Genomic DNA, 14624 nt, shown 5'->3' on the forward strand with positions numbered 1-14624 from the left:
CCTCGACCACCTGTCCGGCGGCCGGGTCTCCCTCGGCATCGGGTTCGGATGGAACCACGACGAGATGGAGAACCACGGCGTGGACGTGCCGCGTCGGCGTGACATCACGCGGGAGCACGTCCTCGCCATGCGCGCGCTGTGGAGGGACGACGTCGCCTGCTTCGCCGGAGAGTTCGTCCGGTTCGGCCCGAGCTGGTCGTGGCCCAAGCCGGTCCAGTGTCCGGGGCCTCCGGTGTTCATCGGCGGCGCGTCCGGGCCGAAGCTGTTCCAGGCCGTCGCCGAGTACGGCGTCCCTCCGCGCCGGCGGAGAGCGTGCTGCCGGTGCTCGACGCGTACGCGGCCGGATTCCTGGGCGGTTCCTGATCATCCGGAATCTGGGACTCGGGATTCAGGACTCGGAACCAGGAACGAATCGCGGTGCGAGTGACCGCCGGGGAGCGCATCGATGCGCCTGGATTGCGGATTCGCCCCTGCGGGCGCCGGGTGGGACGGCGAATTCGACATGGTGAACACGATGACGCGTATTCCGTGACAATCGGCTTATATCGCGGAATGAATCGCTCCCGATGCGATCAGTGATCATGGTGCTGTAACGCGTGGATAACGGATATGCGTGATCGTCTCAAGGATTGCGTGATGTCAGAGAGGATCGTCAGAGTCCGTTCAGGGCGCGCCGTGACCGGAAATCTTGGCATTTCCATGTCCTGTGGTGCGCACCGCATGCGCATGAAAGCAGCCCTGGTGGCTTCCGCGGTGATGCCGGTCGCGACAAGCCTCGCGGCGTCGGGTAGCGGAGCGCGGTGCGTCCCTCGTTTTCTCTCGAGGGGTGTGCGCGTTTTCTTGTAACTGGGGGTCACGTGGTGGGAAAAGGCCGGATATTATCGATTTCCCTGATCGCCCTGTTCTCGACGGTCGCCTATTCGGTGCTGGGGATCGTTAAATTCGCGAGGTTCCGCACGGGGATCTACGACCTGGTGATCTTTGATCAGGTCGTGCGGGACTACTCGCGCTTCCGGGCACCGGGATCCCTGGTCAAGGGCCAGTGGAACGATCTGGGGGAGCCACTCTCGATCTTCAATGACCATGTGTCGCCGATCCTGGCGCTGCTGTCGCCTCTCTACTGGATCCACGACGGCCCGGAGACGCTCCTCGTCGCGCAGGCGGCGCTGTTCTCCGCCGCCGCCATCCCGCTGTGGGTATTCGTACGGCGCCAGATGGGAGCGGTGGCGGCCTACGCGGTGTCGACGGCCTACCTCGTCTCGTGGCCGATCGCCGAGGCCGCGTCGTTCCATTTCCATGAATTCGCGTTCATGCCGCTTCTTGTCGCCCTCTCTTCGAACGGTGGCAGGCGGGCAGCAAGAAGCACGTGCTCCTGGTCGCGTTTCTACTCCTGTGCGTCAAAGAAGACGTCGGGCTCCTGGTGGCGGGATTCGGGCTGGCGCTGCTGTTCTATCGCGAATGGCGGCGAATGGGATCGCTGCTCGCCGTCCTCGGCGCGCTCTACACGGCCGTCGCGACGCAGGTCGTGATTCCCGCGGCCGGTGGCAGTTCCCATCGATACTGGGCGTACAGCAAGATCGGCGCGAACGTGCCGGACGCTCTTCAACACATGCTGCTCCATCCGCTGGAGACGGCCGGCGTCTTCGTCAGCCCGGTCGCGAAGGTCGGGACTCTTCTGTGGCTGGCCGTGCTTCCCCTGCTCACGGCGTTCGCTTCGCCCTTCGCGCTGACATTTCTGCCGATGCTGGCGATGCGGATGCTGGCGACCGATCTCCCCAATTGGTGGAGCACCGGCTTCCACTACAACTCCGCCGTCGTCATGGCGATATTCGCCGCCGGGGTCGACGGTGCCCGGAGAATCGCGGAGAGTGAGGCGGTGACGCGCCGGCTTCGCGCGAAGAACCTCGATTTCCCGCGCGTATGGTCGTGGGGCACGCTGGCCGTGGGCCTGGTCTCGATCCCGTTCTTCGCGCTCGCCCAGCTCTTCACACCGGCCTTCTATTCGCCGTCGCCCCGTCAGGAGGCCGCCGAAGCCGCCCTCGCGCGCGTCCCGGACGGCGCGCTGGTGGAAGTGGCCAACGCGCTCGGACCGAACATCACCGGCCGGGCCGGTGTGGTGATCTGGCGGGACATGCCGAGACGCGCTCCCTGGGTCATCGCGGACGTCGTGAACCCGCAGCCGATATTCGCGTCGCTCCAGGAACAGGCGGCCGACGTCGAAGCGCTGCGGCGATGCGGATACATGACGGTTTTCGCCAGGGACGGATACGTCGTCATGCGTGCCGCGTCCCCTGACGGGGAGCAGGTGCTCACGACGCCGCAGGACTGCTCGAAGTGACCCGCGCGGGGTCCGCGATCCAGACCCCGCGCACGGTGTTCCGCGGCCCGCGGGGATCGCGGATGACGGCGAGGATGAGGCGCGGTGGGATGACATCCCCTGGTCTGATCCGCCGTCTCCCGAACCAGACCACGGTCTGACGCGGCCGGGGCGCCGGTTCGGAGATCGTGATCGGCATGCTGAAGTCAATCGCCATCGCCCTGACCCTGCTGGGTTCGGGCGCGCACGCGTCGCAGGCCGCCGATCCGCTCGAATGGAATCCCTGCCCGGGCGACAAGGTAGGGATGGAGTGCGCCGACCTCAGAGTCCCGGTCGACTGGCAGAAGGCCGACGGCCGCACGATCATGCTGAAGCTGGGCCGGCTCAAGGCCACCGGAGTCTCCAAGGGCTCCGTCCTGGTGGCGTACGGCGGGCCGGGCGCGCCGGGGATCGCCCTCACCCAGTCCGTCGACTGGTGGGCCGGGCTCCGTGAGCGCATGGACATCGTCACCTGGGACACCCGGGGCTACGGCGAGCAGTTCGGTGGCCTCGGCACAGGCCTGCCGTGCACCTGGACCCGTCTCCCGCTTCCGAAGTTCCCCGAAGACGACGCCGACTTCGGTCGGCTCGCCGACGCCAACCGCGGCTACGCCGAGGCCTGCCGCGCCAAGGATCCCGAGCTCTTCGCCAACATGAGCTCGGCCGACAATGCCAGGGACATGGAGGCCATCAGGAAGGCGCTCGGTGGCGCCAAGCTCAACTTCTACGGCGCCTCCTACGCCGGGTTCTACGGGCAGGACTACGCCCGGCTCTTCCCCGGCCAGGTGCGCACGATGGTGCTCGACGGCACATGGCACCACAGCACCGCCGACTGGGCCGGCGAGCTGGAGGAGATGGCCAGGAGCAACCAGCAGGCCATCGAGCGGTTCTTCGACTGGTGTGCCGCCGCCGGCAAGTGCCGCGACGTGCCCGGGAAGTGGCGCAAGTTGATCGCCGAGGCCGACCGCAGGCCGATCCCGGCCAAGAAGTCCAGCATCGCGTACGACGGCCGCGACCTCCAGGCCTTCGCGGTCGGTTCCGCCAGGCAGGGCGCCGAGGCATGGCCGAAGCTGGCGCGGGACATCCGCGCGGCCGCCGCCGGTGACGCCTCCGGATTCATCCCCGAGCGCGGCCTCCGCTACCCCGACCAGTCGACCGGCGTCACCGAATGCCTCGACTGGCCCCGTCCTTCCAGCCGCGCCGGGTTGGAGTCGCTGATCGCCCGGGTGCGCAAGGTCGCGCCCGACGCGGGGACAGCCAACACGATGGCGACCGGGACCCTCGGCTGCGTCGGCTGGCCGGTGCCGGTCACCGACCCGCCCGCCCCGCTGCCCAAGGGCATTCCGCCGATACTCGGCGCGGGCGCCTGGGGCGAGTCCGACGCGGTCCAGCGCGTGCTCAAGCAGGTGCCGGGCAGCGTCACCGTTCGCCACGAGGGCCCCGGCCACACGCTCTACGGTGTCAACTCCTGCGCCCGCGACCACATCAACCGCTACTTCACCGACAGCGTGCTCTCCACCGCGGCCACGGTGACGTGCTGACAGAAGGCTCCCCGCCGCGCGATCAGCAGCAGTAGGAGTACCTGGCCCGGGTGCCTCCCGGCTTACGAAGAGGTCCTGGCCCAGCTGACCGACACGCTCGCTTCTTGGACCGACTGCTGGGACACCGCCTGGGAGGCCCCGGATCGAGTGGCATCACCCAGGCCCGGCAACGTCTCGGCTCCGAGCCAATGAAACAGCTGTTTGCGCAGGTCGCCCAGCCTGTCGCGGACATGCTGACACCGGGGGCGTTCCTGGGGACCTGGCGGCTGGTGACCATCGACGGGATGGAATGGGACATCCCCGACAGCAGGGAGAACGCCGTGTTCTTCGGGTACGCCGGCTCGGGTGACAAGCGGTCGGCGTTTCCCAAGGTCCGCGTGGTCGCCCTGGCCGAGTGCGCCTCACACGCCTACTTCGCCGCAGCGATCGGCGGTGTCGGCACCGGTAAGGGCTCGGGTGAGCAGTCGCTGGCCCGCCAGTTGTGGGACGACCTCGATGAGGACATGCTGCTGGTCGCGGATCGCAACTTCTACTCCTTCGACGACTGGCGGGACGCGTCGGCATCGGGGGCGCAACTGCTATGGCGGGTCAAGGCCGATCTGCGGCACAGATGAAGGCCTTCTCGCGCGTGGTCAGGTTCGGCAGGCCCCACAGGTTGTGGCCCGCACTCAGGGCCATCTGCGCGAAGACGGGGTCGAGTTGCGCGAGGCCGTCGGCTCCGGCGAGCTGCTGCTGCGTCATTGTGGTCTCCTCAGGAAGCGCTGGGTGTTCAAGACAGGCCGAGTGCGCGCATGCGCAGGGTGTCGAGTGCGCGCTGGGGCAGCCAACGGCCGAGGGCGCTCATCAGCCGGGAGCCCTTGCCCACGGGGTAGCGGACGCGGGGGCGGCGTGCGGTCAGGGCGTGCAGGACGGCGCGAGCGACCACGTCGGGGCTGGAGCCGGCGCGCTCCTGCTTGAGGCCGGCGGCGACCATGGTCCGGTAGGCATCGCCGTACAGTCGCCTGCCCTGCTCGCCGAGCGAGGCCAGGCGCGGCTCGACCTCGCCTTCGAGCTTGTCGACGGCGTCGGTGTGGATGGAGCCGGGCTCGATGAGGATCGCCTCGATCCCCCACGGCTTGACCTCCATGCGCAGCGCGTCATTGAGCGAGCGGATGGCGTGCTTGGAGGAGCACAGCGGGCCGCCGAAGGGCAGGGTGATCCAGCTGCCCACCGAGCCGACGGTGACCACGCGGCCGCGCGAGGCGCGCAGCAGGGGCAGCATGGCCTGGGTGACCGCTACCTGGCCGAACACGTTGACCTCGTACTGCCAACGCAGCGCGTCCAGTGAGGCGAACTCCATCGGTCCGGTGACGCCGATGCCGGCGTTGTTCACCAGCGCGTCCAGGTGGCCGATGCGCTCGACGGCGTCGGCGATCTGGTCAGGGTTGGTGACATCGAGCGTGATCGGGGTAACGGTGGGGCCGAGCGCTTCCCCGTCGGCGTCCTTGCGCACTCCGGCGTAGATGGTGAACCCCTTGCGCGCCAACAGCAGGGCGGTGGCCCGGCCGATTCCGGTGGAGGCGCCGGTGACCAGCACAGTCTTGGACATCTTTGGCCCCTTCGATAGCATTGCCAACAGCCGTTGGCATAACTATCGCTGACCGGTATCCCGAAGTCAACAGATGTTGGCCTACACTTGTAGGCATGAGGAGACCGGCAGAAGTCACCAAGGCGGCCATCCTGGCCGCCGCCCGCGAGCGCTTCGCCACCGACGGGTATGAGAAGGCCACCATCAGAGCCATCGCCGCCGACGCCAACATCGATCCCTCGATGGTGATGCGCTACTTCGGCAACAAGGACAGGCTCTTCGCCGCCGCGGCCGAGTTCGACCTGGACCTGCCCGATCTGAACGCGACTCCGCGAGACCAGGTGGGCACCGCCCTGGTCAGGCATTTCCTCACTCGCTGGCAAGTCGACGACGCCCTGCAGATTCTCCTGCGCACCGGAGTGACCAATGAAGCTGCAGCCGAGAGGACCCGTGTCGTCTTCGCCGCCCAGCTCGGACCGCTCATCATCCATCTGGTCGGCGACCCTGGCCAGGCGCAGACCCGGGCGGCGCTGGTGGCCTCCCAGATGCTCGGGATGGCGCTGTGCCGCTACATTCTGAGATTCCCACCGGCGGTGGCCATGTCCGACGACGAGGTCATCGCCTGGCTGTCTCCGACCATCCAGAACTACCTCACTGGCGAACGCCCCGACCCTCATTAGGGTCGCCGGCGTAAAGGGGCAAAAATCCCGTCCGCACCACCGCCGAGCACGACCCAGTGGCCCGCCGTCGCGCTCGCTGACCACGCCTCTCCATCCGACATCGGCCGGATACGCCGGTCACGGCCCACCCGCCGATATCGCTGATGTGCCTACTTTGCGGCTCGCCGTAGCTTCGTGATCTCCGAACCGAGGTTCGCCTCGCGTACGGCTCGCTCGCCTTCCACCTGACTCGGGTGCCTCCCGGCTGGAGGCACCCGGGGCACAGGCATGCCTGGCCTCCTGATCGTCACCTGCAAGGCGATCATTCGCCTGCTGGAAGTCACCCGACGCTGATCGAATCCCCCAGGACCAAGCACGGATCAGCAAAGGAAAAGAGCGTGCAGACCAGCTTCAGGCGTTGGGCGGTAGCCACAGCGGCCATGGCCTTCACCGCACTTTCGGGCGTGCCGGCGGCCACCGCCGATGCGCAAGGGCCTCCCATCGACGTCCAGCTCCTCTCCATCACCGACCTCCACGGCTACCTGCGGCCGCACAACGACGCGGCGAACGGCACCGTCAAGGATGCTCAGGGCAAGACCATCGTGGTGGGTGGCGCCCCGTACATCGCCACGCACCTGAAGAACCTGAGGGAGGGCCACCAGAACTCCATCACGTTCACGACCGGCGACGACTTCAGCGGCTGGCCCAACGAGGTCTCCTTCCACATGGACGAGCCGACCGTCGAGTTCCTCAACGCGATCGGCGTGGAGTTCACGGCGGTGGGCAACCACGAACTGGACATCTCGCTCGACTTCCTGCAGAAGCACATGGGCAGGGGCATCTGCTTCGGCCAGGTCGACGTGGACAGCTGCTTCACCGATTCCACCGGCCGCAAGTTCCACGGCGCCGACTACACGATCTCCTCGGCGAACATCACCCGTAAGGGTGACACCAAGCCGGTGCTCAAGCCCTACGTGATCAAGTACGTCAACGCCGGCAAGAAGCGCGTCCCGATCGGCTTCATCAACCTGACCACGCCGACCACGGTTGACGGTTCGACGTCCTACCAGCCCGAGCTGGACAACCTGCCGCTCGTGGAGACCGCCAACAAGTACGCGGCGGAGCTGAAGCGCCGGGGTGTCAAGGCGATCATCGCCAACGTGCACGAAGGCGGGTCCGCGGGCGACATCTACGACCGGTGCAACGACAAGCCGTTCGGCCCGGTCTTCGACTTCGCCAGGGAGGCCTCACCCGAGATCGACGCGATCGTCACCGGGCACTGGCACGCGCTGTTCAACAACTGCATGATCCCCGACCCGGAGGGCAACCCCCGGCTGGTGGTGGAAGCGGCCAACCACGGGCGTCTGATCAACGAGATCAACCTCAAGATCGACCCGAAGACCGGTGACGTGATCCGCCCCTCCATCACCTCGGTGAACCACCCGGTCACCCGGGATGTCACGGCCGACCCCGCGATGGTGAAGCTCGTCGACTACTGGATGGCCCGGACCGACCAGACGTCCGCCCGTCCCGTCGGCAAGATCAGCGGAGACATCACCCGGGCACGTGCGGCTAACGGTGAGAGCACCCTGGGCAACCTCATCGCCGACGTCGAATACGCGGACGCCAAGCGGACCGGCGGGGGCGCGGACCTGGCGCTGGTGGCCACGGCGCCGCTGAAGGGCTCGAACAGCCTGCGTGGCGACCTGCGCTTCGCCAAGGGCACCAATCCGGCGGACAGCGACGGAACCGTCCTGTTCGGTGAGGCCCGCGCCGCCTACGGATACGCCAACCCGGTGCTCACCGTGTCGCTCACCGGGCTCCAGATCGAGCAGGCGCTGGAGCAGCAGTGGCAGACCCAGGCCGACGGAACGGTGCGGTTCAGCCCGCTCGCCGTTTCCGGCAACGTCCGCTACTCCTACGACGCATCCAAGCCGGTGGGCGACCGGGTGAACCCCGCCGACGTGCTGATCGACGGCGTTCCTCTCGACACCGGGCGGACCTACCGGGTGGCGGGGCTCGCCTACACCCTGATCGGGGCGGACGGCTTCAGCGCGCTCACCGGGTTCACCGATCCGGTGCGCGGCTCCCGCGACTACGAGGCGTTCCGCGCCTATCTGGCGGAGAGCGAGACGGTCGCGCCGCCCGCACTCGACCGGGTGACCGCCATCCAGTGACAGGCGTTCACCGCGATCATTGAGAAAGGCCCGCTGGTCATTCCGGCGGGCCTTTCAACCTGCCGATGCCGCTCGGCGGGGCGGTCAGACAGCGCCATCGATGAGCATCCTGTCCAGTTTGGCGTAACCCTCGTCGACACCGACCTCCATGCCGCTGCGCAGCCACGCGTCGCGGCCTTCGAAGCTGTCGACCAGCGACTGCGTCCGCAGCCGCGTACGGCCGTCGCCCAGGTCCTCGAACCACAACGTCTCCAGCGCGACTCCGTCGGGATCGCCCTCGAACGTGAAGGTCTGCACGATGCGGTCCGGCCGTACCTCGTGGAAGCAGCCGTGGAACCCGTACTCCGTGCCGTCGTGCACCGAGACGTACCGCCAGCTGCCGCCGGTACACGCGTTCCAATGGTCGATCCGGGTGGCCGGGGCGTTGGGGCCCACCCACTGGGCGAACAACGCGGGATCGGTGTGGGCGCGCAACAGCTGCTCGGGTGTTGCCGCGAAGTCACGAGTCGTCCGGATGATCGGCAGCCTCGGGTCGGCTTCGATGATCGTCTCCGTGATCCTGTTCATGCTCGTCTCCCTTCATCTCCGCCAGGACGGCGTCAAGGCGGCGGTAGCGCTGCTCGACGCGGCCCCGGTGGCGCTCGATCCAGGTGTCCATCAGGTCGAAGGCCTGGACCTCCAGGCGCACCGGCCGGGGCTGCGGCCCTCGCGGTCGGCTGACGAGCCCGGCGTCCTCGAGCACCCGCAAGTGCTTGTAGACGGCCTGCAGCGTCATCCGGTACGGCTCGGCCAGCTGGCTCACGGTCGCGTCGCCCTCCGAGAGCCGGGCCACCATGTCGCGCCGGGTCGGATCCGCGAGGGCGGCGAAGACTCGGGAAAGCGCGTCCGCGGTCATCGCCCCCTCCGGTTTCAACTCAATGGCTGAAAGGACTGTAGGCCGTAGGTCACCATCCGTCAACCCTGTGGTTGAAAGCGCTGCTTCATGCTGTGCGTCAGCCGAGCCGTTCGGTGGCCACGCTCCGGCCCCGCGACCGGCCCGACAGCTCTGCCAGGTCGTCGGCGGTGAGGCGGAGACCTCGCCGTCATCAACGAATGGCTCTGACCAACTTTGGTGCAGGCCCTGAACGGCTCGCATCACATCGGATCTTGTCGGCTTCGTCGGTGGGCGGTCGCTGTGGCGACGGCTCGCGTTCAGCCGACCCGGGCACTGTGGCGCAGGCGGTTGATCAACCGCCTGCGGTCACGGTGGCCCAGCGCCCTGGCCACGGTCCGGGCGAGGTTCCGAAGGAGTTCTGCGTGTGTAGCAATACGACGGCGCGCCGTCTTGGGGGAGTGGCGGCGATGGCGATCGTCGTCGCCTCGACACTGGGGTTCGGCGTCGCGCCGGTCCTGGCGGCCGACGCCGATCAGGCCGACACGGTGGTCCTCAGCGAAGACTTCTCGTCAGGGGAACTTCCCGCGGGGTGGACCAGCCACCTCGGCGCCTGGCAGGTCAGGGATGGCCGTCTCGAAGGCACGTCCGTGAACGGCCAGCGTGCTCGCGTCACGTTCGGGACGAGCTACGACAACTACCGGCTCGAGGCCACGGCGAACTTCCTGCGGGTGACGGACAGCTCCCGCTGGCTCAACCTGGCAGCCGACTTCCACGGTGCCGCGGACTACGGTTCGGTGTTCGTGGTGCGCAGCAACACCAAGCTGAGCAACGGTCTCGAATACGCGGTGAACAAGTCGGCCGGAGGATCGTACACGTCGCCGGTCACCGCCGCCGCGGGCATCGCGCTCAACACGAACGAGACGCACGCGCTGTCGCTCGAAGTACGCGGAACCCGGGCCACGCTGTCGATCGACGGCGTCGCGTACCTGTCCACGAACGATCTGTTCCGTACGAACGGGACCCTCGGCCTCGTCATCAACAACGCGACAGTCGCCTTCGACGACATCAAGGTGACCAAGCTCGCCCCCGAGGCGACCGCGCCGGGCGCGCCGAGGGGACTGCGCGTCTCGCAGAAGGACGGCCAGGCCACGCTGACCTGGTCCGAACCCGCCGACGCGGGCAGGACGCCGGGCGGGGCGCCCGCGACCGTGACGGGATACGAGGTCGCGGTCGGCGCGGCCGGGGCCCCCGCCGACGGCCTGACGTGGTCTCCGGCGGCCGGAACCTCGCACACGTTCACGGGCCTCACGCCCGGCGCGTACGCGTTGTGGGTGCGCGCCGTCAACAGCGAGGGCAAGAAGGGCGAGCCCGCGAGCGTGAACGCGTCACCGGGCGTGCCCAAGATCAAGGGCTTCAGCAGGACGCTCAGCGGCGGCGCCTGGAACGCCGGGCACGTGCAGGGCATCGCGGTTGACCAGGCGAACGGCTACATCTACTACTCGTTCACCACTCTGCTCGTGAAGACCGACCTCGAGGGCAACGTCATCGGCACCGTGGGCGGGTTCACGGGGCACCTCGGCGACCTCGACTTCAACGAGGCCGACGGCCGCGTCTACGGCTCGCTCGAATACAAGGCGCAGAAGGCGTTCTACATCGCGGTCATCGACGTCGACGCGATTGACGAGATCGGGATGCAGGCGCAGAACTCCGACATCGTGCGGACCGTCTACCTCGACGAGGTGGTCGCCGACTTCACCGCCGACATGGACGGCAACGGCGTCTTCGACGGGGACACCGCGAACACCCCGGACCACCGCTACGGCAGCAGCGGCATCGACGGCGTCAGCTTCGGCCCGAAGTTCGGCAGGACCGACGGCACGCGATACCTGACGGTGGCCTACGGCGTCTACTCCAACCTCAATCGCACGGACAACGACCACCAGGTGCTGTTGCAGTACGACATCAGTGACTGGGCCCGCTACGAGAAGCCGCTCGTCGAGACGGCTCCCCACCACAGCGGCCCGGAGAGCGTGTCGGGGAAGTACTTCGTGCGCACCGGGAACACCACCTACGGCGTGCAGAACCTGGAGTACGACGACTTCCTGGGGCGCTGGTTCATGGGCGTGTACGCGGGGGCGAAGCCGGCCTTCCCGAACTACACGCTCTTCGCGGTGGACGCCACGACGAAACCCGTGCTGGGTGAACTCGTCGGCACCGGTGGAGACCGGGGCCTCCTGATCGCGCTGGCGGAGGACGGGCGGACCCACGAGCCCACCGGCATCCGCGGCTGGGTCCAGAAGGCGGATGTGGGGATGGAGTCGCTCGGTGACGGGCTCTTCTACCTCGCGCGCAACGGCTCGCAGAATGGGAAGCAGACCGCCGACATCACGCTCCACCGGTGGACCGGCGACAGCGAGACGCCGTTCGTGCCGGTGAGCGACGAGAGCGAACTCCACCGCGCGCCGGCCATCACCTCCCCGGCTCCCGCAGGAGGCAAGGTCGGCCGGGCGTACGCCCACACCTTCACCGCCTCGGCGTTCCCGAAGGCGACCTTCGAGGTAACCGCGGGCAGGCTGCCCGAGGGGCTCACGCTTGACGGCGCGATCGGGGTGCTCTCGGGCACGCCGGCGAAGCCGGGGCAGGCCGCCTTCACCGTGACCGCCACGAACGGCGTCGATCCGGCCGCCGTCCAGCATGTCGCCATCAAGATCACCCCCTCGGGTGCGAACGACGGCAACAGCGGTGGCAACGGGAACGGGCAAGGCAACGGGAACGGGAACGGGAACGGCGGAGACAAGGGGAACGGCGGCGGCAACGGGAAGGCGAACGGTTCCGCCTCCTGAGGCACATGACGGCTCGCCCTACCCGATCGAGGGATGCGCTCTCCCGGCCCGGCGAAGCGGCCGGGAGAGGCGAAGATGTGGAAGATACGTTCTTCGCGGACAGGGCTGAGTCGGGACGTATCAGAACATTGCCGGATATTTGCCGCTTCGGACGTGGGAACGCGTCCGGGGCGGACATCTACGGGTCGTGGCCACGAGGATCGAGCACGAGGGCCCCGTGCCCGTGCACCGGCAGCTCGCGGGCATCCTCCGCGACCAGATCCTGAGCGGCCACATCGAACCGGATTGCCCGCTTCCCTCGGTGGAGAGCCTCCAGCGGTCGTACGGCGTGCGGCCTGAGGACGCGCGCCGGGCGATCCAGGAGCTCAGCGACGAGGGTCTCGTCTACATCCTCGCCGACCAGGGGGCCTACGTGTCCTCCCGCGCCGAGGAGACCGGCGGCGGCTGACGCCCAACGACTAGTGTGGATATATGGGTATCGAGCCTGGTGTCTACACGATCGGTCCCGAGTCCGGGCGGCTCCTCATCAGGACGACCCGCGCCGGGCTGGGCGCGAAGGCCGGCCACGATCTCACCCTTGAGCCCACGCGATGGCGCGGAGAGGCGACCGTGGCGGACCCGGCCAGCTCCTCGGTCACGGTGGAGGTCGATGTCGAGTCGATCGAGGTCAGAGAGGGAACCGGCGGCATCAAGCCGCTCAGCGACTCCGACCGCGCGGACATCGTGCGGAACCTGCGGGACAAGGTTCTGAACGCGCGGGAACACCCGACGATCACGTTCCGGTCGTCACGGGTCGACGGCACCGTCGAGTCGTTCCACGTCGAGGGCGACCTCACCATCGCTGGGGTCACCCGTACCGTCACCATGGAGGGCCGGGCGGCCGACGGGCGGGTGCGCGGTTCTACGACCGTGGTGCAGAGCAGGTGGGGGATCCGGCCCTACTCGGCGTTCTTCGGCACGCTGAGGCTCAGCGACGAGGTCGGCGTGGAGTTCGACGTCGCTCTCGCTCCCGGCGCCTGAGGGCCGGCGGGCAGGCGCCGTACGCCCGGCTTCAGGCGCGTCGCGACCGCATCCCCTTCACAACCTTGACCTCCCCGCTGGTGGCCAGCTCGGCGTACTCGGCGGATTCCACGGGGTAGATCGCGACCTTGCCCTCCTTGTCGAAATGCACGCCCCATCCGAACCTCTTGGGCAGGCTGGACGCCCGCATGCACGCCTGGGGCTTGGCGAAGAACCCCGCCCACAGCGCCTCGCGGTCGCGTGCCAGCTCCTCGTCGGTGACGCCCTGGGAGCGCATCTTCGACATGAAGAGCACTTCCTCCTCGGTGTAGGCGTACGGCGCCTCGATGATCATGTCGTACTGCAGGCGGGCGATGGTCTTCTTCCCGCCCCGCTCGGGCGGCACCGTTCCCTCGACGGCGGGGCAGTCGTCGGAGATGACGATGAATGTCTCAATGTCGTTCACATGACCCTCCGTCGTGACCTTCCCGCCCACGTGCCGGCGGACGATCGAACGGTGCCACAAGCCGGGACGCGTGTCGATGTGAACCCGGCCGGCGGCTCAGGACGCCGTGGTGGGGGACTCGACGGGCAGACCGGCCTCGACCCAGTCCTGGATGCCCTCGCGGCACAGCCTGGAGGAAGGGAGCCACCGGTCGATCCTGGCGAAGTGGCGGCCATACGCCGCATGATGTGGCACGGGCTGAATCCCCAGCCTTCAGGCTGGGGATCGCGTCCAACCGATTTCAGTGCTCGTCCCAGTGCCCCTCGTGGAGGGCGTGGCGGTGGCCGTCGTGGACGTAGTCCACGTGATCGCCGTGCGGCACCGCCACATGGCCGCAGGCGTGACCGTGCTGGTGCGCGTGCTCCCCGTGCGGGACATGGGAGGCAAGCTCGCACTCGTCGACGTGATCGCCATGCGCGCGGTGCAGGCAGCCGTCGTGGACGTAGTCGACGTGATCGCCGTGTGGTACGGCGACGTGCCCGCAATCGGGCCCGTGGACATGCTGGTGCCCCGGATGCTGACGGTGCTCGGCGGATGTGGTCACTGGTCCCCACCTCGATGAATGCGTGTGATGGCTCGCGTTCGGCCCTGGTCAGCGACCCCCTACCCGACCGTTAATCATGCGGAACCCGTCATTTCCCACGAATCCACTCATTGGGGCAAACGGTGGCGAAATTGGGCTGAGGTGTTCACGCGTCCACCACGGCCCGTCACACGCGCTCGCCCGCCCATCACAGACGCGCGCCGGACATCCAAGTGACGGAAAGGACCATGAGGTCACGGGGTCCGGTGGGTGCGCTTCCGCGGTTGGGGTGATCCGGTTTCGTCGTCGGGTTCGGTCAGGTGTGATCTGGCGCTGAGGCCGTGGCGGATGAGTGACTGGGCGTTGCGGACGACGGCGTCGAAGGTGTCGCGTTTGGGGTTCCACCATTCGGCGGCCCAGTTGAGGGCGCCGAGGATGAGGAGGTGGGCGACTCGTGGGTCGAGGCCGGGGCGGAGTTCGCCGGCCTTGTCGAGGTCGCGGAGGAGGTTTCGCCAGAGTTTGCCGTATTCGGCTTCTTCGGCGAGTTGGCGGGTGTGGAGGTGTTCGGGGATCTGGCCGG

The 14624-nt window shown here is 68.0% G+C and carries 17 protein-coding genes and 1 pseudogene; 11 read left to right on the forward strand and 7 right to left on the reverse strand.

Features of this window, described 5'->3' with window-relative positions; translation table 11 throughout:
• The first annotated feature begins 10 nt into the window (after positions 1-10).
• The 5 genes and pseudogenes from QSK17_RS33150 (at position 11) to QSK17_RS33170 (ending at position 4511) form a co-directional block, all read left to right on the forward strand.
• Positions 11-427, forward strand: a complete 417-nt coding sequence (locus QSK17_RS33150) for an LLM class flavin-dependent oxidoreductase (RefSeq protein WP_285710078.1) — start codon at positions 11-13, stop codon at positions 425-427.
• A 496-nt stretch (positions 428-923) separates the two neighbouring features.
• Positions 924-1331, forward strand: a pseudogene (locus QSK17_RS36345) (DUF2079 domain-containing protein); the annotation flags it as partial.
• A gap of 35 nt (positions 1332-1366) precedes the next feature.
• Positions 1367-2338: a DUF2079 domain-containing protein gene (locus QSK17_RS33160; RefSeq protein ID WP_352231885.1), complete on the forward strand. Its 972-nt coding sequence runs from the start codon at positions 1367-1369 to the stop codon at positions 2336-2338.
• Between the two features lie 176 nt (positions 2339-2514).
• Positions 2515-3897 (forward strand): alpha/beta fold hydrolase, encoded by a 1383-nt coding sequence (locus tag QSK17_RS33165; protein WP_285710047.1) that lies wholly within the window; start codon positions 2515-2517, stop codon positions 3895-3897.
• 188 nt (positions 3898-4085) lie between these two features.
• Complete coding sequence (locus QSK17_RS33170; protein ID WP_352231886.1) at positions 4086-4511, forward strand: hypothetical protein; 426 nt, start codon at positions 4086-4088, stop codon at positions 4509-4511.
• On the opposite strand, the gene QSK17_RS33175 is transcribed toward QSK17_RS33170, so the two are convergent.
• Both QSK17_RS33175 and QSK17_RS33180 read right to left on the reverse strand, forming a co-directional pair.
• The gene (locus QSK17_RS33175) at positions 4486-4638 is read right to left on the reverse strand and encodes a hypothetical protein (protein ID WP_285710050.1); all 153 of its coding nucleotides are present in this window, start codon (positions 4636-4638) and stop codon (positions 4486-4488) included. The two genes, QSK17_RS33170 and QSK17_RS33175, sit on opposite strands and share 26 nt — an antisense overlap.
• 28 nt (positions 4639-4666) lie before the next feature.
• Positions 4667-5485, reverse strand: coding sequence for an SDR family oxidoreductase (locus QSK17_RS33180; protein WP_285710052.1), 819 nt, complete (start codon positions 5483-5485; stop codon positions 4667-4669).
• Positions 5486-5580: 95 nt separating this feature from the next.
• On the opposite strand from QSK17_RS33180, the gene QSK17_RS33185 reads away from it, so the two are divergent.
• Together QSK17_RS33185 and QSK17_RS33190 are read left to right on the forward strand one after the other, a co-directional pair.
• Positions 5581-6144: a TetR/AcrR family transcriptional regulator gene (locus QSK17_RS33185; protein WP_285710054.1), complete on the forward strand. Its 564-nt coding sequence runs from the start codon at positions 5581-5583 to the stop codon at positions 6142-6144.
• A 377-nt stretch (positions 6145-6521) separates the two neighbouring features.
• Positions 6522-8300, forward strand: coding sequence for a bifunctional metallophosphatase/5'-nucleotidase (locus QSK17_RS33190; RefSeq protein WP_285710056.1), 1779 nt, complete (start codon positions 6522-6524; stop codon positions 8298-8300).
• Between the two features lie 84 nt (positions 8301-8384).
• On the opposite strand, the gene QSK17_RS33195 is transcribed toward QSK17_RS33190, so the two are convergent.
• Entirely contained in the window at positions 8385-8867 is a 483-nt protein-coding gene (locus QSK17_RS33195) for an SRPBCC family protein (protein WP_285710057.1), read from the reverse strand.
• Complete coding sequence (locus QSK17_RS33200; RefSeq protein WP_285710059.1) at positions 8800-9195, reverse strand: ArsR/SmtB family transcription factor; 396 nt, start codon at positions 9193-9195, stop codon at positions 8800-8802. The genes QSK17_RS33195 and QSK17_RS33200 overlap by 68 nt, the downstream gene beginning before the upstream one ends.
• Positions 9196-9596: 401 nt before the next feature.
• Between QSK17_RS33200 and QSK17_RS33205 the strand changes: the two genes are divergently transcribed.
• The 3 genes from QSK17_RS33205 (at position 9597) to QSK17_RS33215 (ending at position 13037) form a co-directional block, all read left to right on the forward strand.
• Positions 9597-12017 (forward strand): putative Ig domain-containing protein, encoded by a 2421-nt coding sequence (locus tag QSK17_RS33205; RefSeq protein ID WP_285710061.1) that lies wholly within the window; start codon positions 9597-9599, stop codon positions 12015-12017.
• A 187-nt stretch (positions 12018-12204) separates the two neighbouring features.
• Positions 12205-12465 (forward strand): GntR family transcriptional regulator, encoded by a 261-nt coding sequence (locus QSK17_RS33210; protein WP_285710064.1) that lies wholly within the window; start codon positions 12205-12207, stop codon positions 12463-12465.
• Between the two features lie 23 nt (positions 12466-12488).
• The gene (locus QSK17_RS33215; protein WP_285710067.1) at positions 12489-13037 is read left to right on the forward strand and encodes a YceI family protein; all 549 of its coding nucleotides are present in this window, start codon (positions 12489-12491) and stop codon (positions 13035-13037) included.
• Between the two features lie 31 nt (positions 13038-13068).
• Here the strand turns inward: QSK17_RS33215 and QSK17_RS33220 are convergent, their stop codons facing one another.
• Together QSK17_RS33220 and QSK17_RS33225 are read right to left on the reverse strand one after the other, a co-directional pair.
• Positions 13069-13482, reverse strand: coding sequence for a DUF6157 family protein (locus QSK17_RS33220; protein WP_285710069.1), 414 nt, complete (start codon positions 13480-13482; stop codon positions 13069-13071).
• A 96-nt stretch (positions 13483-13578) separates the two neighbouring features.
• Positions 13579-13716, reverse strand: a complete 138-nt coding sequence (locus QSK17_RS33225; protein WP_285710070.1) for a hypothetical protein — start codon at positions 13714-13716, stop codon at positions 13579-13581.
• A gap of 49 nt (positions 13717-13765) precedes the next feature.
• On the opposite strand from QSK17_RS33225, the gene QSK17_RS33230 reads away from it, so the two are divergent.
• Positions 13766-14083, forward strand: a complete 318-nt coding sequence (locus QSK17_RS33230) for a hypothetical protein (RefSeq protein ID WP_285710072.1) — start codon at positions 13766-13768, stop codon at positions 14081-14083.
• A gap of 215 nt (positions 14084-14298) precedes the next feature.
• Here the strand turns inward: QSK17_RS33230 and QSK17_RS33235 are convergent.
• On the reverse strand, positions 14299-14624 hold a 326-nt coding region (locus QSK17_RS33235; protein ID WP_502889339.1), incomplete at its 5' end, for a TetR-type transcription factor C-terminal domain-containing protein.

The organism is Microtetraspora sp. NBRC 16547 (assembly GCF_030268965.1).
Classification (GTDB): Bacteria; Actinomycetota; Actinomycetes; order Streptosporangiales; family Streptosporangiaceae; genus Microtetraspora.